The organism is Bacillus sp. D386, from assembly GCF_006346415.1.
Window position 1 is genome coordinate 118,443 of sequence record NZ_VEMV01000004.1, and the last position, 17,900, is coordinate 136,342.

Annotated in this window: 19 protein-coding genes and 1 pseudogene; 10 read left to right on the plus strand and 10 right to left on the minus strand. The window is 39.0% G+C overall.

The features are described 5' to 3' along the window. Positions 1-48 precede the first annotated feature (48 nt). The 3 genes from FHY45_RS12635 to FHY45_RS12645 all read left to right on the plus strand — a co-directional run bounded on the left by FHY45_RS12635 (position 49) and on the right by FHY45_RS12645 (position 4,330). The gene (locus FHY45_RS12635) at positions 49-2,238 is read left to right on the plus strand and encodes a DNA topoisomerase III (RefSeq protein ID WP_139892063.1); all 2,190 of its coding nucleotides are present in this window, start codon (positions 49-51) and stop codon (positions 2,236-2,238) included. A gap of 397 nt (positions 2,239-2,635) precedes the next feature. Next, positions 2,636-2,833 carry a cold shock domain-containing protein gene (locus FHY45_RS12640; RefSeq protein ID WP_066109465.1) on the plus strand — a complete coding sequence of 66 codons (198 nt, stop codon included), beginning with the start codon at positions 2,636-2,638 and terminating at the stop codon, positions 2,831-2,833. A gap of 141 nt (positions 2,834-2,974) precedes the next feature. Beyond that, entirely contained in the window at positions 2,975-4,330 is a 1,356-nt protein-coding gene (locus FHY45_RS12645; RefSeq protein ID WP_139892064.1) for an amino acid permease, read from the plus strand. A 3-nt stretch (positions 4,331-4,333) separates the two neighbouring features. Here FHY45_RS12645 and FHY45_RS12650 read toward each other — a convergent pair. Beyond that, positions 4,334-4,916: pseudogene (locus FHY45_RS12650) on the minus strand (LysE family transporter). 116 nt (positions 4,917-5,032) lie between these two features. Beyond that, complete coding sequence (locus FHY45_RS12655; protein WP_139063885.1) at positions 5,033-6,025, minus strand: YeiH family protein; 993 nt, start codon at positions 6,023-6,025, stop codon at positions 5,033-5,035. A gap of 531 nt (positions 6,026-6,556) precedes the next feature. Between FHY45_RS12655 and FHY45_RS12660 the strand changes: the two genes are divergently transcribed. Further along, positions 6,557-7,237 (plus strand): DNA alkylation repair protein, encoded by a 681-nt coding sequence (locus FHY45_RS12660; protein ID WP_139892065.1) that lies wholly within the window; start codon positions 6,557-6,559, stop codon positions 7,235-7,237. Then, complete coding sequence (locus FHY45_RS12665) at positions 7,234-8,094, plus strand: Cof-type HAD-IIB family hydrolase (protein WP_066109452.1); 861 nt, start codon at positions 7,234-7,236, stop codon at positions 8,092-8,094. The genes FHY45_RS12660 and FHY45_RS12665 overlap by 4 nt, the downstream gene beginning before the upstream one ends. 181 nt (positions 8,095-8,275) lie before the next feature. On the opposite strand, the gene bshB2 is transcribed toward FHY45_RS12665, so the two are convergent. The 4 genes from bshB2 to FHY45_RS12685 all read right to left on the minus strand — a co-directional run bounded on the left by bshB2 (position 8,276) and on the right by FHY45_RS12685 (position 11,088). Further along, entirely contained in the window at positions 8,276-8,953 is a 678-nt protein-coding gene (gene bshB2, locus FHY45_RS12670; protein ID WP_066109449.1) for a bacillithiol biosynthesis deacetylase BshB2, read from the minus strand. A 16-nt stretch (positions 8,954-8,969) separates the two neighbouring features. After that, positions 8,970-9,320 carry a YojF family protein gene (locus FHY45_RS12675; protein WP_139892066.1) on the minus strand — a complete coding sequence of 117 codons (351 nt, stop codon included), beginning with the start codon at positions 9,318-9,320 and terminating at the stop codon, positions 8,970-8,972. A gap of 151 nt (positions 9,321-9,471) precedes the next feature. Further along, entirely contained in the window at positions 9,472-10,281 is an 810-nt protein-coding gene (gene pdxK, locus FHY45_RS12680) for a pyridoxine/pyridoxal/pyridoxamine kinase (RefSeq protein WP_066109443.1), read from the minus strand. 453 nt (positions 10,282-10,734) lie between these two features. Continuing rightward, on the minus strand, positions 10,735-11,088 hold the full coding sequence (locus FHY45_RS12685) for a YflT domain-containing protein (protein WP_066109441.1): 354 nt from the start codon (positions 11,086-11,088) through the stop codon (positions 10,735-10,737). A 168-nt stretch (positions 11,089-11,256) separates the two neighbouring features. Here FHY45_RS12685 and FHY45_RS12690 point away from each other — a divergent pair, with 168 nt between their 5' ends. The 3 genes from FHY45_RS12690 to FHY45_RS12700 all read left to right on the plus strand — a co-directional run bounded on the left by FHY45_RS12690 (position 11,257) and on the right by FHY45_RS12700 (position 12,679). After that, on the plus strand, positions 11,257-11,937 hold the full coding sequence (locus FHY45_RS12690) for a uracil-DNA glycosylase (protein WP_066109438.1): 681 nt from the start codon (positions 11,257-11,259) through the stop codon (positions 11,935-11,937). A 77-nt stretch (positions 11,938-12,014) separates the two neighbouring features. Then, positions 12,015-12,287, plus strand: coding sequence for a DUF5327 family protein (locus FHY45_RS12695; RefSeq protein WP_066109433.1), 273 nt, complete (start codon positions 12,015-12,017; stop codon positions 12,285-12,287). Between the two features lie 20 nt (positions 12,288-12,307). Beyond that, entirely contained in the window at positions 12,308-12,679 is a 372-nt protein-coding gene (locus FHY45_RS12700; RefSeq protein WP_066109432.1) for a DUF423 domain-containing protein, read from the plus strand. A gap of 113 nt (positions 12,680-12,792) precedes the next feature. On the opposite strand, the gene gerQ is transcribed toward FHY45_RS12700, so the two are convergent. The 3 genes from gerQ to hemQ form a co-directional block, all read right to left on the minus strand. Beyond that, positions 12,793-13,275, minus strand: coding sequence for a spore coat protein GerQ (gerQ, locus tag FHY45_RS12705; RefSeq protein WP_077248193.1), 483 nt, complete (start codon positions 13,273-13,275; stop codon positions 12,793-12,795). 32 nt (positions 13,276-13,307) lie between these two features. Continuing rightward, entirely contained in the window at positions 13,308-13,730 is a 423-nt protein-coding gene (locus FHY45_RS12710; RefSeq protein WP_066109429.1) for a cell wall hydrolase, read from the minus strand. Positions 13,731-14,127: 397 nt separating this feature from the next. After that, positions 14,128-14,895 (minus strand): hydrogen peroxide-dependent heme synthase, encoded by a 768-nt coding sequence (gene hemQ / locus FHY45_RS12715; protein WP_373925480.1) that lies wholly within the window; start codon positions 14,893-14,895, stop codon positions 14,128-14,130. 184 nt (positions 14,896-15,079) lie between these two features. Here hemQ and pta point away from each other — a divergent pair, with 184 nt between their 5' ends. Together pta and lipL are read left to right on the plus strand one after the other, a co-directional pair. Next, positions 15,080-16,057 (plus strand): phosphate acetyltransferase, encoded by a 978-nt coding sequence (pta, locus tag FHY45_RS12720; protein WP_066109419.1) that lies wholly within the window; start codon positions 15,080-15,082, stop codon positions 16,055-16,057. Positions 16,058-16,118: 61 nt separating this feature from the next. Further along, the gene (lipL, locus tag FHY45_RS12725) at positions 16,119-16,946 is read left to right on the plus strand and encodes an octanoyl-[GcvH]:protein N-octanoyltransferase (RefSeq protein ID WP_139063884.1); all 828 of its coding nucleotides are present in this window, start codon (positions 16,119-16,121) and stop codon (positions 16,944-16,946) included. A 122-nt stretch (positions 16,947-17,068) separates the two neighbouring features. Here the strand turns inward: lipL and FHY45_RS12730 are convergent, their stop codons facing one another. Further along, positions 17,069-17,800 (minus strand): RsfA family transcriptional regulator, encoded by a 732-nt coding sequence (locus FHY45_RS12730; protein WP_066109416.1) that lies wholly within the window; start codon positions 17,798-17,800, stop codon positions 17,069-17,071. Positions 17,801-17,900: the final 100 nt, after the last annotated feature.

Sequence of the window (17,900 nt, forward strand, 5' to 3'; positions counted from 1 at the left end):
AAACTATGGTATATTGACAGTACATAGTTAGTAAAGGAGTTTAGAAATATGGCAAAAAGTGTAGTCATTGCTGAAAAACCTTCCGTTGCCCGTGATATTGCGAATGTACTGAAATGTACAAAGAAGGGCAATGGATTTTTCGAAGGAAACAAATATATAGTTACTTGGGCATTAGGGCATTTAGTTACTTTAGCTGATCCTGAAGCTTATGATAATAAATATAAAACATGGAATCTAGAAGATCTTCCTATGCTTCCAGAACGTATGAAATTAGTTGTCATTAAACAAACTGGAAAACAGTTTAATGCTGTAAAAGCACAATTAAGTCGCAGTGATGTGAATGAAATAATTGTGGCTACTGATGCGGGAAGGGAAGGAGAATTAGTTGCACGTTGGATTATTGATAAAGCAAAAGTCAATAAGCCAATCAAGCGCCTATGGATATCTTCTGTAACAGATAAAGCGATAAAAGACGGATTTAATAACTTAAAACCTGGTAAATCGTATGAAAATTTATATGCTTCCGCAGTAGCACGCTCAGAAGCAGACTGGTATATCGGTTTAAATGCAAGTCGTGCATTAACAACTAAATTTAATGCACAATTAAATTGTGGTCGCGTCCAAACACCAACAGTTGCTATGGTAGCGGCACGTGAAGATGAAATCAAAAACTTTAAACCGCAAACTTATTATGGTATTGAAGCGCAAGCTGATGGGCTTAAATTAACATGGCAAGATGTGAATGGTAATAGCCGCAGCTTTAATAAAGAAAAAATAGATGCAATTGTTAAATCGCTTGGATATAAAGATGCGAATGTAGTTTCTATTGAACGCAAAGCAAAGAAAAACTTTTCACCTGCCTTATATGATTTAACAGAACTTCAACGTGATGCTAATAAGATCTTTGGCTATTCAGCTAAAGAAACACTGAATATTATGCAGAAACTATATGAACAACATAAAGTACTAACATATCCACGTACTGATTCACGCTATATATCATCTGATATTGTCAGCACCATTCCAGAGCGCTTAAAGGCAATCGGCGGTAATGAGTATCGTAAGTTAGTAACTAAGATTATAAATAAGCCTATTAAGGCGACGAAGGCCTTTGTTGACGACAGTAAAGTCAGCGACCACCATGCCATCATTCCAACGGAAGGCTTCGTTAATTATGCTGCCTTTAATGATAAGGAACGTAAAATTTATGATTTGGTCGTGAAGCGGTTTCTCGCTGTTCTATTTCCGGCCCATGAATTCGAGCAATTAACAGTCCATGCGAAGATTGGCCCAGAGTCCTTTATCGCCCGTGGTAAAACAGTGATTCAGCCAGGCTGGAAGGAAGTCTATAACAATCGTTTTGAGGAAGAGGAATCTGGCGATGAGGTGAAGGAACAGTTACTTCCGAAAATCAATAAGGGTGACAAATTAGCAATTACGATAATATCGCAAACTTCAGGTCAAACTAAGCCCCCTGCGCGTTTTACAGAGGCTACTTTACTGTCAGCGATGGAAAACCCTACGAAGTACATGGAAACAAAAGATAAAAAGCTTGTAGATACGATAAAGATAACTGGCGGGCTTGGTACAGTTGCAACCCGTGCAGATATTATAGATAAATTATTCAATTCATTCTTAATCGAAAAACGTGGTGGAAAAGATATATATATTACTTCTAAAGGACGCCAGTTACTTAATTTAGTACCGGAAGAATTGAAGTCGCCAACTACAACAGCAGAGTGGGAACAAAAACTTGAGCTAATCGCTAAAGGGAAAATGAAAAAGGCTGTGTTCATTAATGAGATGAAAGAGCATACAAAAGAGATTGTGGCAGAAATTAAAGCCAGCAATAAAAAGTATAAGCATGACAATATCTCCACAAAATCCTGCCCAGAATGCGGGAAACCAATGTTAGAAGTAAACGGAAAGAAAGGCAAAATGCTTGTCTGCCAAGATCGCGAATGTGGTCATAGAAAGAACGTGTCACGTGTCACTAATGCACGATGCCCTCAATGCAAAAAGAAAATGGAACTCCGTGGCGAAGGTCAGGGACAAATATTTACCTGTAAATGTGGATACCGTGAAAAATTATCTGCTTTTGAAGAGAGACGTAAAAAAGAGTCTGGCGGAAAAGTGGATAAACGAACTGTACAAAAGTACCTGAAACAGCAAGAAAAGGAAACGGAGCCTATCAACAATCCATTTGCTGATTTATTAAAAGGAATGAAATTTGACTAGAGAATTAAGTTAATTTTTCAAAAACAAAAATGCCTATCCTAATTTTAGAGGATAGGCGTTTTTGTTAAAAATCAGGAGACTGATGAAGATCAAGTGGTACCAGATGAATTAACGAGCCTTTACGAAGAAGACAGTTCTAGTTCAAAAGTTTCATTTTGTATTGATAAAGAAGATACAAATTATATTTTTACCCTATATTGGAATAACCATCACATTTTGGATTAGTTTGATTTGTTTAAATTGTTTGTTAATTAGTAAGCTGTATGTTACAATAAAACAGCAAAAAGGTTTGAAGATCAAAAAAATTTTTACAGTCTTTAAGTACATGCTTAGACAGAAAAGGTTTTTCTGGTTTTCTACTTTTAAAATTTTCACTAAAAGTTAGGGGGCCAAAAAAATGGTCGGAAAAGTAAAATGGTTTAATGCAGAAAAAGGTTTTGGTTTTATCGAGCGTGAAGATGGTGACGATGTATTCGTACACTTCTCTGCTATTCAAGGTGAAGGATTCAAAACTCTTGAAGAAGGTCAAGAAGTTGAATTCGAAATCGTTGATGGAAATCGCGGACCACAAGCTGCTAATGTAGAGCGTATCTAATTAAATTTAAAACCATCGGGTACAATCCTTTTCGGATTGTACCCTTTTTATATTGGCAAGCAAATAAAGCATAAGTTTCGCCTGGATGGAGCAGATTAATTGAGGATACAGTCTGATATAAATCAAAGGGCGGAATAGGATATGAAAAAAGCAGCAGCGACAAAAAATCAAGAAAAGAAAAAACTGCAATGGTGGCAGCTTTCCCTTATAGGGATAGGCTGTACGATTGGAACCGGCTTTTTCTTAGGTTCCGGATTAGGAATCAGGCTTGCCGGCCCATCAATATTAATTGCGTTTATACTTGCCGCTTGTACGACATATATCGTATATGAAGCTTTAGCAAAGATGACGGAAAAAGATCCTCAAAAAGGGTCTTTTCGTACATACTCCCGTAAGGCGTTTGGACGTTCTTTTGGGTTCTTAAATGGGTGGGTTTACTGGTTTTCAGAAATGCTTATAATGGGAAGCCAATTAACAGCCCTGTCTCTATTTTCTAGGTTTTGGTTTCCTGAATTTCCTTTATGGATATTTGCAGCCATCTACGGAGCACTTGGACTGATTGTTATTATTATTGGGGCAAAGCTGTTTGAACCGATGGAGAATGTCAGTGCAATCGTTAAAGTATCCGCAATTTTAATGTTTGTCATTATCGTGATCCTTGGCTTGTGTGGTGTGATTGATGGAAAAGAAACACTTGATTTTCCTTCAACGGTTAAGGAGGTTTTTCCTACAGATTGGAAGAAAACTTGGTCATCTCTCGTTTTTGCTTTTTTTGCCTTTGGAGGTATTGAAGTTCTGGGTATTATGTCTATGCGATTAGAGAAAAAAGAGGATGCTCCAAAAGCAGGGAGAGTCATGATTCTAGCATTAACCGTCATTTACATCATATCCCTAGGCTTAGTCGTAATGCTGTTGCCATGGGATAAGGTTAATCTAAAAGAAAGCCCGTTTTTAACGGTCTTGAGTTATTATCCATTTAGGTTCATTATGCATCTTTTTAATGGAGCTTTGATAATTGCCGGTTTTTCAACAATGTCGGCTTCACTTTTTTCTGTTGCAAATATGCTGACGACCTTAGCTGAGGATCGAGATGCCCCGAAAATATTGGGAAAAAAAGGGAAGTTCGCAATCCCTCTGCCTGCTTTTGCTGTAACAGTGACTGGTTTGCTAATCTCTATCGTTCTGTCGAGAGTGATGCCGGATAAGGTCTATGAATACTTTACGACTGGTGCGAGTTTACTCATCCTTTACAATTGGATATTAATCCTGTTGACGTATTCCAAGCTTGCTGACCTAAAAACAAAGGATAAAATAAAACGAACTATAGGGCTTGGGCTTATTTTGCTGGCTATTGTTGGGACGGTCATTGAAAAGGACACGAGAATGGGCTTTTTCGTAAGTCTAGCTTTTGTTTCTTTTGTAAGCCTGATTACAATTATTATGGCTATTATTCGAAAACGAAAACGGCCTTTAACAAGGCGAAGAATCCATAACTAACGATTAAATTAGGGATTGAACCCCCATAACTCCAAAATAGATCCCAAAGCCAACTAAGGAAATTCCGGATATGATTGAAATTCCCGCTAAGAGTTTATTGGTTAAATAGCGCCTAAATATGGATGCCATCATCGCCATCGAGTAGTCCCAAATTAATATCCCCAAAAGGATGGCCAAGCTGTTAATGATGATAGCCATAGATGCCCAACCAAAAAAGAATGGATAATGGATTCAATAACGACATAAAAAAGCCAGAGCGAAAGGAACGAGTGATATCCTTGTTCCGTATATTGCTTTGGTTTTTTTTATGATAAACAGCAACCAGACTCTCTACTCCGGAATAAGTAAGCACGAAAGCCCCGAATAACCAGAGAAAGGTTTGGATTAGAGGAACTTGCATATATTGAGCCAACCCGGTATAAACAACAAGCATATAGCAGATATCGGCTAGTATAGCGCCCAGACCGAATACCCAGGCATTTAAGAATCCATGCCTTAAACCAATTTCCATTTGTGCAGCATTAATTGGTCCGATAGGAGCCGATAAGGAAATTCCTAGATAGACATATCCCAATAATCCATACATACAATTTATACCTCCATTTTAATTGCTCAAATTATCATATGCATGTATACAGGCTTGTACGACAAAAAAGAATAGTTTAAGGAAAACATAAAAAAGAGGCATAAGCCTCAAATGGCTCATGCCCAAAAATATGTCAGAATTGATAAAAGAACGGATGTAATAACCATTGTAAGCAAGGGAAGGCTTGCTCGTTTCTTAAGCTCTTTTAAATCAATCGTTAAGCCTAGCCCAGCCATAGCCATCGAAAGTAGAAAAGTGGTCAGCATGGCAATGTAATCATATAGGTATTCAGGAAACCAGGATCCAGCAAGATAAGTTCTAAAAATACTTAAGGCCAGAAATCCTAGAAGAAACCATGGAAATGGAATGGAGGATTGGCTGCCAGCGCCTTGTTTACGTTTCATCCAGAACACTAATACAAAACAGAAAGGAATCAATAAGAAAACACGACATAATTTAGCTAATAAAGCCATTGTAACAGCAGCTTCCCCAGCAGGCTCAGACGCTAAAGCTACATGAGCCAATTCATGTAAGCTAAGTCCGGACCAAATTCCATATTCAGTAGGTGTTAGGGGGAGAATCGGAATAAGCATCGTATAGGCGACTGAAAAAATAGTACCAATCAATGCAATCATCCCGACGCTCATCGCCGTGTCCTCTTCTTTTGAATCCACTATAGGTGAAACCGCTGCTATAGCCGCTGCGCCGCATATTCCTGTCCCTGCACCAAGCAGGAAAGAAATCATTGGATCAATTTTCAGCCATTTGCCAAGCAATACCATGAGGGCTACAGAGAATACGATACAAATCAGAGCTTTACCCAAAAGGCCAAGACCTTCACTAAAAATAATCTGCATATCTAATTTCAACCCATATAAAATAATGGCAGCACGTAAGAGAATTCTTGCTGAAAAATGAACGCCCGTCCGTAAATTTGTTGGATAGCTGCGAATATTACGATACAGGATGGCGAGCAAAATACTGCATGCTAATGGTCCTATGTATTCGAAAAAGGGCAATTCAGCAAGGACAAATCCAAGCAGCGCCAATAAGGCCGTAAAGCCCAGACCTCCCCAAAATGATAAAGGAGATTGAGTTTGTTTAGTCATAGTAGTCACTCCTAATTCTTTCATCACTATATTTGAAAACAGTCATTATGTATGCGTAGAATATATGTATATACATAGCCAGGTTATTATGAGTTCTGGCAATAGCTTCCATGAAGCCACTTCCCTAGTTTAATATTCTTAGACTTAATAAAAAAGAGGTAACACTCAATTAATTAATTGTATGTTTATCCAATACAGGTTCTTTTATACAAAAAGCTGAGGCGACTGCCCAGCTCCGACAAGCATAAGGAGAGGCTCGAAGGCAGGCGAATTAAGGAACAAAGACTAAGAACGCCACATCGTGTGGCAACGTCTTTGTGATCAACGTCCTGTTGACCTCCGTAGAGGCTATCCTTATGACCTCGAGGAGCTAGGAGCCGAAGCTAGATTATACAAAAAGCTGAGGCGACTGCCCAACTCCGACAAGCACGGAGGGAGAGCGCTTTTCCTCTACTGCAGCAGCTACACTTATGACTCGAGCGGTTAGGCCCGGAAGCTGGCTTATAAGGGAAGAATAGGTGAGGTGGAAATGTGGATTATATTAATCGTTTAAAACAGTTATTTGAGAATGAAAAGAATGAAGAACAAGCAGTAGCAATGGCGCAATATATGAAGAATCAATTTCCTTTTTACGGGATTAAAACCCCGGAAAGAAGAAAATGTATGTCTGTATTCTTTAAGGAAACAGGTATTCTTGCTATGCCGCTTTCACATGAATTTTGTTTAAAGCTTTGGAATATGCCGGAGAGAGAATGGCAAAATGCTGCGCTTGATTACCTTGCTAACTATATCGACAAACTGGAAGTAAAGGATTTACCGCTACTAAAAACATTAATTACGACAAAATCTTGGTGGGATACCGTAGATATGATTGCCTCTAAGCAGGTTGGCAATTTGGTATTAAGAAATCCTGATTTAATAGATACTATCATGAATGATTGGGTAATAGATAATAATATGTGGCTACGTAGAACAGCAATCCTCTTTCAACTTTCCTATAAAGGTCAAACAAATGAGAGAATCTTATATGACTACATATTGAAAAATGCGGATAGTAAAGAATTCTTTATTCAAAAAGCGATTGGGTGGGCACTGAGAGAATATTCAAAAACGGATCCGGAGTCTGTGAAGAACTTTATAAAAAAAACAGAGCTTGCACCTCTCAGCAGAAGAGAAGGTAGTAAGCATTTTCTAAAGGGGGAGACTGTATGAAGTGTATAGCAACCGATATGGATGGAACATTACTGAATGAGCATCAAATGGTAAGTGACGAGAACCGAAAGGCGATGGAGGCAGTAAGGGATAGCGGGGGACAAGTAATTGTTGCTACGGGCCGATCTTATAAAGAAGCAAGGTTTGCACTTGATGAGATTAACTTTCACTGTCCTATTATCAGTTTAAATGGAGCAGCTGTTTATAATCAGGAAGGCAGTTTGGTGGATTCCAATCCGATGAAGCAAGAAAGCTTAGTGGAGACAGTCAAGCTTTTGGAAGAAATGGATCTTTATTTTGAAATGTATACAAACAGGGGGACATTTTCCAAAAACCCCGAAAAGGCTATTGATTCACTTGTCGATATCTTCTTGAGTGCCAATCCTGATCAGGAAGAAGATAAAGTTCGTGAATTTGCTGAAGGCAGAATTAAATTTGGATTCTTATTTGCGACAGACGATTACTTCCAGCTAATTAATGAAGAGGATATCGAAATATACAAAATACTAGTCTTTTCCTCTGATATGAATAAACTAAAAAATACTGGCACTATTCTTGGAGAGATGGAAGGAATAACTGTCACTTCATCCGGTAAGGGGAATATTGAAATTAACCAGAGTGGTGTTTCTAAGGGAATAGCTTTGGAGAAATTGCTAGAAAAATTACGAATCCCACTTGAAGAAACAATTGCTGTGGGAGATAACTTTAATGATTTATCTATGTTCGAAAAAGCGGGGATGTCCGTTGCTATGGGTAATGCATCCGATGAGATTAAAGGGCTGTGCAAGGATGTTACCTTAACAAATGAAGAGGATGGTGTCGCCCATATCATTTATAAGTACATCGTTCAAAAATAAATTTAAAAATTAGGTATAGGTGGTCCAGAATATGGCTATCATAGTACTACAATGAAGTTTTCCAAAGTATCCCCCCCCTTTTTTTTGAACCGCCTTTAGTAATGAAGGCGGTTTTTTTATGAAATAAAGATGCCCGCAAAAAAAGCCGTCATTAGTATGACAGCTTTTATAAATCTAATTCTTATATTTTTTCAGGCCATTTATATGAATAAAATCTTTCAAAGCAAAGGCGGCTTTCAAGCTCTTTATTCTTTTGGGCGAGTAATTCAGGCCAACCAGCCATCATCGCCTCAGTTTGAGAGCGGTGGGCAGAGATTGCCTTTAGTTTAGTCTCGATTACATCCTGAATATTATTTATGATATCAGGCTCTCCAAGGACATCCTGATGGTTGTTGGAAAAGGCTACACAATGAAGCTTTGGCCTTTTTTCAGGATTGATTTCAGAGACTGCCTGTACGACAGCTCTTCCGCAAGCCTCATGATCCGGATGGACACTGAATCCCGGATAGAAAGTGATAATGAGGGAAGGATCAAGCTCATCAATAAGCTTAGTCATTTGATTAGCTAGCCACTCTTCATTTTCGAATTCAACAGTTTTATCGCGCAGTCCCATCATACGTAAATCCTTAATACCCATTATTTGTGCTGCGTCTATTAATTCTTTCTTGCGAATCTTCGGGAGACTCTCCCGTGTTGCAAAAGGAGGATTTCCAAGATTACGTCCCATTTCACCAAGCGTTAAGCATGCATAGGTAACGGGGATACCAGCTCTTGTATAAGAGGCGATTGTTCCGGAAACCCCAAATGCCTCATCATCAGGATGAGGGAATATGACTAATACATGTTTCTCTTTATCCATTTATCCCAACTCCTTGTTATTTATCAAATGGGACGGTACTGATTTCAAAAGCGACAGCCAGTCTTCCGCTCTGGTCAAGTCCAGCCATTAAAAGGCGGCCGAATTCATCGATTTCGTAATGGGTAATCCCTTCAGCGTATACCCAGCCTTCCTTCATTCTTAATCCTACCCGATAAGGGCCATCTCCGATAATTTTACCTTCTTCAAAACAAATAGAAACATTACGGATAAACGCACCTGCTGAGAAGAATGATTCATCATTATGAGTGGCATAAGCGCCGTTTGTTGTCTCTAAATGCAAATAAACCTGTAAACCGGCATATGATTGCAGCGCTTTTTGTGAATCAAGCAGGTCAATTGGCTTCATTAAGATTACCTCCTATATAAAAAGGAACACATTAGTTTCCTATTAAATTAGTGTTGTATTAATTATGATACTAAAGTATCTGAAAAATTGCTAAAAATGGAGATGGAAAAAAGCTGTCCTAAATTTCGGACAGCCTGTAATAAAGAAGAAATTATTTATATGTACGGTAAGCACCATGCATAACTGGTCCAACAAATTCATTTAGCTTCCAGCTATGTTCAATAGCGGCTGAGATAAATTCCTTTGCAGTAGCCAAGGCTTCTTCAACTGTTTTTCCTTTAGCCAGCTCAGCAGTAATGGCTGCAGCAGTTGTACAACCGGCACCATGGGTATAAGTAGTCGCAAACTTTTCGGATTCAAGGATGGTATAGTCTGTTCCATCATAAATTAGGTCAATTGCTTTATCTTGCCCATCAAGTTTAGTGCCACCCTTGATAAGGACATATTTTGCCCCTTGATCATGGATAATCTTTGCAGCTTGTTTCATTTCATCAATAGTAGTGATGGGGCCAATCCCGGATAATTGCCAAGCCTCAAAAAGATTTGGTGTTACAACCGTAGCAAGAGGGAGAAGCAATTCTCTCATTGCCACTGTATTCTCAGGCATTAACACTTCATCTGTCCCTTTGCAAACCATTACAGGGTCTATGACGACTTTATCAAGGCCATACTCTTTAATTTTTCGTGCAGCCAATTCAATAATATCAACGGTCCCAAGCATCCCTGTTTTCATGGCATCAATTCCTGTAGAAAGGATTGTATCCAGTTGTGCCTCCACAGTTGAAACATCAATAGAAAATACATTATGAGACCAGTTATTTTTAGGGTCCATTGCAACAATTGAAGTAACAGCAGTCATTCCATAAACGCCAAGCTCCTGGAATGTTTTTAAATCTGCTTGAAGTCCTGCTCCGCCGCTGCTGTCTGATCCAGCTATAGTCAATGCTTTTTTTAGACTCATTGGCCTATCCTCCCTCATTATAAAACTTAATTTAGTTATACTTTATAATACATACCAAAACAATATGTATGGAAAAAAACTGATGCTGTTAATTGTATACATAATCCGTGAACAATAAATTCCGAATTACCATTTTGCGGTATTTTATCATAGGTATAAACCGGAAGTATACAGTAAGAGTTTATAAAGGTAAAAGCTCATATAGTAATGATACTATAAGTGAAAAATAGTGGATAACAATAACGCTTATATGATTTAAGACATAGTAAGCAGATGCTCGTGATCATGGAGACGAGAATGAACAATGATTGATTCTAATAACATCAGATTGATATATGCAAAAAAGTTTTTTCTTATGCATTGTAACTTGATCAGAGTAGTAAAAAAGCCAGTAAAAAAAAGGGCGTTAAGGAAGGGAGAACCCATCCTTAAGCCCTTTTTATGCTGTATGCGTTACATTATTTTTGTATTATCAATATCACTTGCCTGGTTCGAAGTAACAATAACAATTTTGTGGTCATCAAGATCTTTTTCATATTGTTGTGCTTCTAACTCAGATAATCCAAGTGATTGGAGCTTGCTGCGCAATTCGTCGCCACGTTTTTTGAACAGATTTCCTACACTTTCAAAGAAACCTTGCTCACCAATACCAATGTTGCCTGTATCCGTAGCATCAGTTAAATCCTTCGAAAACTCTTTATTATGGGAAAACAGATAAACATTCTCTTTTGTAAATCCCTCAGCTGCAAGTTGTTCAACTTTCTCTTTAGCTTGAACTGAATTTTCTACTACAAAAACTTGATACATCTTGCATCCTCCTCGATTTTTGGATTTTAATTTAAAATGTAGTTACAGTGTTTATATAACCTATTAAAAAATCTATAAACATAAGTTGAGCAGGGTAAAGAGAGTGTAAGCGGAAAATATTGTTCGACAAATATAATAATTTCTGAAGTATATAGAGGAGTGGATTGGATGAGTCACCAAATTTTACAGAATGACTGGCTGGAGTATTTAGTGGATGAATTTAAACAACCATATTATGCAGCCCTGTGTAATTTTATAAAAAAGGAGTATGAAAACGAGATTGTCTATCCAAAGGCTGAAGATATCTACAACGCTTTGAACTATACTGATTTTAAATCCGTAAAAGTGGTATTGCTCGGGCAGGATCCCTACCATGGCCCCAATCAGGCTCATGGATTAAGTTTCTCTGTACAGCCTGAAGTTGCTCTCCCGCCCTCGCTACGGAATATTTTCAAGGAACTAAATGATGACTTAGGAATTCCAGTCCCTAACAATGGATACTTGAAAAGTTGGGCGGATCAGGGGGTACTTTTGTTAAATACCGTTTTGACTGTCAGACAGGGAGAAGCCCATTCACATAAGGGGAGAGGATGGGAGCGATTAACAGATAAAATAATAGAGACATTGAATGAAAAATCAGAACCGGTTGTTTTCCTATTATGGGGAAAACCAGCACAATCCAAAATTCACTTAATTGATCAGAAGAAGCATCACATCATTACCTCGGTTCACCCGAGCCCGCTATCTGCTCGGCGAGGTTTCTTTGGAAGTAAGCCATTTTCTAAAACGAATGAACTTCTCCGACAAAATGGGCTGAAGGAAATCGATTGGGCCATTCCTGATTTGTGAGGTTGTGAAAAATAGATTCCTTGGCGAAGTTAGGATAGAATTGAATAAGAAGAGATGAAGGTAAGAGGTGTGAATCTGTGGAAATAACATCAGAAAAGGTATTGGACAAAATGGATGAACTGATTCATAAGGCTAAAATGGCGCCTGCTGAAAAAAGGAATGGATACCTAATTGCCGTTCAAAGCTTAATCGACTTGGTCATAAGTGATCATACGAAGGCGGAAGGACAAACTGTGAAGAAAACTGTTCCATATAATCCAATTCAGCAAACGAATCCGACTGTCTCTCTTCCTCAGGAGGAACCAGTTAAGATGGAGGACGCAAACGGGGATTCACTGCTTGATTTTTAAACGCAAAGGAGAGAATGGGGATGAAAACATTTATTATTATTGCAGCCATTAATGCGGCGATGTCCGTGGCATGCGGTGCATTCGGAGCTCATGGGCTGGAGGGGAAGATTTCTGAAAAGTCTCTGGCGGTCTGGAAAACAGCCGTTCAGTATCAGATGTTCCATGCAGGTGGATTATTGGCAATAGGATTGTTGTGGGATCGATTATCCTCACATCAATTGTTAAATTGGTCAGGTTGGCTCATGTTAGTTGGAATTATTCTCTTTTCTGGAAGCTTATATGTACTCAGTGTAGCAAGTATTGGTAAGCTTGGTATTATAACGCCGTTTGGCGGAGTTGCATTTATTGCTTCCTGGGTATTAATGATTGTGGCTGTTTATAAATATTCATAAGTTTGATATGTTCATAGAAGAACCGCTTATGTCTGACATAAGCGGTTCTTCTATGTACTATAGGGATTAGTTCGTCAAATATTTTTTATTCTCGGTATGCTAACCATTCTCGATTAACGAGATGGAGAACCAAAAGGATAGGAGTATTCGATTTCTTCATCAAAAGTTACATAATCGAGGTAAATCAGTGGCAATAAATAGCGCATGCCTGTTTGCGGATCACTTAAGATAAGATGATCTCGGCCGGCTGCTTCAATAATTCCTTTGAATAGTCTTGTATTACCATCCTTACTTCCCTCAAAGGTCATATATACCGAAGCGAGTTTACCGCGATTTAAACGCAGAATATTTTCGATATAGGATTGTTCTACGAATTGACCCGGAGCAGGCGACGGAGAAGTTTGGAACGGTGATCCACCACCGCCTAGAGTATACGACTGCGCCGGAAAGGGCAGTTGTTGTTGCTGTTGTTGTGGCTGAAACTGTTGCTGCTGCCCCATGCCTGTTTGTCCTGCCATATAGGGATTATAAGGGACTTGATATCCGCCTCCATACGTTTGCCCCCCGCCGTATGATTGTGAACCCGGTTGTTTCATAAAATGACTCCTCCTCTATAAACAATAGTATTCTAAAAAACAGTTGGACAATCAGATTGTGTCGGTGCAAAGAAGCAGTGTGATTTGTAACGCCCAGAATTGTATTGTCCAAACCATTGTGCCGGGCAGTCCCCTTCCGGTCTGAAGAACCAAAGAGCGTTCGTGGCCGGATTAAAACGTTCCCCGTTGACGACTCTTCTTGCCAGCCTGATTTCACTCTCTCTGGCACGTTGATAAAAGTATCCTTTCTGTGTCGCTTCGAATCCACCGGGGTTTTGGAAAACCATTTGAGGAATCGATCGGATATTTACGAAATCCAAACATTCACCACGTACCCTGTTGACACCTACATTGCCAACCATTAACATGCCCAAATTTCCTTCACCCTCAGCTTCTGCTCTCATTAATCGGGCAAGAACTTTTATATCCTCCTCAGTAGCTTTTATAACTGCCATGCTTGAAGCACCTCTTTTCGATAGGTCATTTCATGATGTGTTGTAGATACGTAAAAGGTATGCTCACTATAGAAAATTATGCAGGGGGAGACCGGCTTATGATAAAAAAGGATATTACTTCATCCATTTCAAGAAGAGCAGAAGAGATTGCTTTGTTTTTGCAGGTCGCACTATTCACATAATTTTCCTGTGTGGTGGAATTTAAAAAGGTTAACAACACAGGGGAAGTCGATACTGAAGCAAATGAAGAGACAGGCGGTTATTGGGGAAATGCTTCAACCTTTATCTGAGGGGAACAGAGTATTTTGAAATAAAGGGGATCTTGGTGCTTGGACAACAAAAAAGTGCCCTATCCACCATGTATAATGGCTTTTAAAGGCACTTCCTTTTATCCTATTTAAACATGTAAAAATTCGCTGACACAGTCCGGTGTAAGGATATTTCCAACAAAGAAGGAACCGAATTCACCGTAACGGGCACTCACTTCATCGAAACGCATTTCATAAACCAATTTTTTAAATTGGAGAACATCATCTGCGAAAAGGGTAACACCCCACTCATAGTCATCGAATCCAACGGATCCAGAAATAATTTGTTTAACCTTGCCAGCATATTGTCGGCCAATCATTCCGTGAGAATACATAAGTTTTTTACGATCCTCCATCGGAAGCATATACCAGTTATCATTGCCTTGACGACGCTTGTCCATCGGATAGAAGCAAACATGCTTAGATGTCGGCAAGATCGGGTATAGTCTGGAACGAACATGAGGATTCTGATATGGATCTTCATCTGAATCAGAAGGCAGATAATTACTTAGCTCAACAACAGATACATAAGAATGTGCCGGAATTGTGAACTCTGCTAATTTAGTTTTATTAAACTCTAATTCAAGTGCATTTAATTCTTCCATTGTTGGGCGTAAAAGCATCATCATAAAGTCTGCTTTTTGTCCGACAATTGTATAAAGAGCATGACTGCCTTGGTTTTCATTCTGAGTTTTATTCCATTTTTCAACCAATCCCAGGAATTCATTGATGGCAGTGGCACGTTCGTCTTCAGGTAACATTTTCCAGGATAACCAGTCAATTGTACGGAAATCATGTAAACAATACCAACCGTCTAATGTTTTAGCTGCTTCACTCATACTTATCATCTCCCACATAACATTTCGTTCATGCCATTTACTATATCACAATCAATGGCATATTTTCTTGAATCAAGGCTTCGATAAACTTGTCGATATTTTGACATACCGCTATAATTTTAAAAAATAAGGCAAACCTATTAAATAATTCATCATAAAGGTGTATTCTAGGTAGAGTGACATTTTGAGGAGGACATAAAAAATGAGTAATTTATTTACAACTTTAAAAGAAAAAGTTTCTGGCAATCAATTGCGAATTGTATTCCCAGAAGGAATGGATGAAAGAATTCTTGAAGCAGCAGGAAGATTGGCAGCTGAGAAAACAATCATTCCAATCTTAGTTGGAAATATTGATGAAATCACAAAAAAAGCGAAGGATATGAATATTTCTGTAGATAATATGGAAATTTACGATCCTGCTACATATATTATGATGGACGAGCTTGTGACAGCTTTCGTTGAACGTCGTAAAGGTAAAGCGACTGAAGAACAAGCACGTAAAATCTTGCTTGACGAAAACTATTTCGGAACAATGCTTGTATATCTAAATAAAGCAGATGGTTTGGTCAGCGGTGCTGCGCATTCTACAGCAGATACAGTACGTCCGGCATTGCAAATCATTAAAACAAAAGCAGGCGTTAAAAAGACGTCTGGCGTATTCATCATGGTTAAAGGTGATGAAAAATACGTATTTGCAGACTGCGCAATCAATATTGCTCCTGACAGCCAGGATCTTGCTGAAATTGCAATTGAAAGTGCTAGAACAGCGCGTATGTTTGATCTAGATCCACGTGTTGCAATGCTTAGCTTCTCCACAGTTGGTTCTGCTGTATCTGAAGAAACAACAAAAGTGGCGGATGCTGTTAAGCTTGTAACGGAGATGGACCCACAATTAATCGTAGACGGAGAAATTCAATTCGACGCAGCGATTGTTCCATCTGTTGCTGCATCTAAAGCTCCTAACTCTCCACTTCAAGGTTCTGCAAATGTATTTGTATTCCCTAGCCTTGAAGCAGGTAATATTGGATATAAAATTGCACAACGCCTAGGCGGATTTGAAGCAGTTGGACCAATCCTGCAAGGTCTAAATGCTCCTGTGAACGACCTATCCAGAGGATGTAACGCAGAGGATGTATACAACCTTGCACTGATCACAGCTTCTCAAGCTTTGGTAAAATAAGTTTATAAGTGACCTATGGCGCCCTTTGGCGCCTATTTTTTTATAGATGGAGAGAGGTAAGATGAATTTATTACAGCAGGATCGCTGGAGAATCATTGACCATAGTCAATCAGGTATGCATACACGTGCCATTCAATCATTTGCGATTGACGATACATTATGCGCTTCGGTTGGAGCTGGGAACTCACCAGTTACCGCACGGGCTTGGGTTCATCAAAAAACAGTTGTGTTGGGTATCCAGGACGGAAGGCTCCCGATGCTGAAGCAAGCTGCTGATTTCCTGCATGAGAAGGGCTATGACTGTATTGTCCGAAATTCAGGCGGATTGGCCGTTGTATTGGATGAAGGAATTTTGAACCTGACGCTTGTTTTTCCGGAAAAAGACCGGAAAATTGAGATTAATCGCGGATATGACGCTATGTGGGAACTGATCAAGTACATGTTTCGAGACTTTGATAATGAGATTAAAGCGGGTGAAATCGTAGGCTCTTATTGTCCGGGAAGCTATGATTTAAGCATTGATGGCAAAAAATTTGCCGGTATCTCTCAAAGGAGAATCCGTCATGGTGTAGCAGTACAAATCTACTTGGATATCAATGGGGATGCTGAACAAAGAGCTGCATTAGTGAGAGATTTTTATAAAATTGCTCTAAATGGGACTGAGACGAAATTTGTTTACCCTACTGTGAATCCAAAAGTTATGGCTTCCTTATCTGATTTGCTCGGTGTCGAGCTGACTGTAAATGATGTAATGCTTCGCTTAATGAAGGCATTACAGGATCATGCCGGGCAGATTGAGATGAATTCTTTGGCGGAAGCAGAAATGCCACTGTTCGAATCCTATTTAGAAAGAATGCAAGACCGCAATGCGAAATTGGAAATCGATTAATTCTTTCCATCGTTTTAGGAGGGGCTGTTAAAAGTAGTCTCTTACATGCTCGAATGAAAGTGAGCATGGTTTGATATTACAGATGAAAGCCGGCTCCTCTGAAAAGAGCCGGCTTTTTATATTTATTCTGCGATTTTTTCTAGATTTCCATTACGATCCATCTTAAATTTAGTAGCTTGTCGGTCATCTTCATCCAATAAAGCTAATTTACGGGCACGATTCATAATATTCATGAGTGTTTCGTAGTCTTCCTGAATCGTAACGGTATTTTCTTCAACATTATCAAGCTTGTGCTGCAATTCTTTATTTGTATTTTTCAGTTCCCTGATTTCAAGGCGCAATCTTTCATTTTCAGATTGTAATGCTTGCAGTTTCAGGCTGTTTGTATCATAAGATTGTAAGAATACAATAACATCGTCCATCGTCAAAGCCGGAGTCTTGTATTCTTCCAGCACTGGAAATAGGCTTGTTTGCTCAAATGTTTCAGTATCTTTTTGTTCGGTGGAAATATCCATGTCCATCAATTCATCTTCCATTGCGGTAGTTACTGTTTCAAAGTCTCGTAAAGATGGAGTCGGTGGCTGGTACAGGATTTTCTTTTTGCCGCCCTGATCCTTTCCAAGCAATCTTTGGCGTTGTTTACGCTGTTTACGGGCAAGCTGCAATGCTTTCTCATAAGTGTGTCTTACAACCGCATTCCATCTAAATCCGCAAGCAGCTGCGGTACGGTTCAATTTATCTCCAACTTCGTCAAATGCATTCAATTGGGTACTGCCTTCGCGGACGTGTCTTAAAACAGTTTCTGCTAGTAATAAATCATTTTCTTCAGTCCATGCATCTTGTCTGATTTTCATGATCTGCAACTCCCTTTTCTATAAGATTTAAAATAAATTTGCAAATTATGGTTCTAGCATGGACAAAAAGAACAAAGTTTATACAGGTTACTAGATTTTT

Coding starts and splice junctions, on each gene's coding strand:
- FHY45_RS12635 (WP_139892063.1), top strand. CDS start 49: ATGGCAAAAAGTGTAGTCATTGCTGAAAAACCTTCCGTTGCCCGTGAT.
- FHY45_RS12640 (WP_066109465.1), top strand. CDS start 2,636: ATGGTCGGAAAAGTAAAATGGTTTAATGCAGAAAAAGGTTTTGGTTTT.
- FHY45_RS12645 (WP_139892064.1), top strand. CDS start 2,975: ATGAAAAAAGCAGCAGCGACAAAAAATCAAGAAAAGAAAAAACTGCAA.
- FHY45_RS12655 (WP_139063885.1), bottom strand. CDS start 6,025: ATGACTAAACAAACTCAATCTCCTTTATCATTTTGGGGAGGTCTGGGC.
- FHY45_RS12665 (WP_066109452.1), top strand. CDS start 7,234: ATGAAGTGTATAGCAACCGATATGGATGGAACATTACTGAATGAGCAT.
- bshB2 (WP_066109449.1), bottom strand. CDS start 8,953: ATGGATAAAGAGAAACATGTATTAGTCATATTCCCTCATCCTGATGAT.
- FHY45_RS12675 (WP_139892066.1), bottom strand. CDS start 9,320: ATGAAGCCAATTGACCTGCTTGATTCACAAAAAGCGCTGCAATCATAT.
- pdxK (WP_066109443.1), bottom strand. CDS start 10,281: ATGAGTCTAAAAAAAGCATTGACTATAGCTGGATCAGACAGCAGCGGC.
- FHY45_RS12685 (WP_066109441.1), bottom strand. CDS start 11,088: ATGTATCAAGTTTTTGTAGTAGAAAATTCAGTTCAAGCTAAAGAGAAA.
- FHY45_RS12690 (WP_066109438.1), top strand. CDS start 11,257: ATGAGTCACCAAATTTTACAGAATGACTGGCTGGAGTATTTAGTGGAT.
- FHY45_RS12700 (WP_066109432.1), top strand. CDS start 12,308: ATGAAAACATTTATTATTATTGCAGCCATTAATGCGGCGATGTCCGTG.
- gerQ (WP_077248193.1), bottom strand. CDS start 13,275: ATGAAACAACCGGGTTCACAATCATACGGCGGGGGGCAAACGTATGGA.
- FHY45_RS12710 (WP_066109429.1), bottom strand. CDS start 13,730: ATGGCAGTTATAAAAGCTACTGAGGAGGATATAAAAGTTCTTGCCCGA.
- hemQ (WP_373925480.1), bottom strand. CDS start 14,895: ATGTGGGAGATGATAAGTATGAGTGAAGCAGCTAAAACATTAGACGGT.
- pta (WP_066109419.1), top strand. CDS start 15,080: ATGAGTAATTTATTTACAACTTTAAAAGAAAAAGTTTCTGGCAATCAA.
- lipL (WP_139063884.1), top strand. CDS start 16,119: ATGAATTTATTACAGCAGGATCGCTGGAGAATCATTGACCATAGTCAA.
- FHY45_RS12730 (WP_066109416.1), bottom strand. CDS start 17,800: ATGAAAATCAGACAAGATGCATGGACTGAAGAAAATGATTTATTACTA.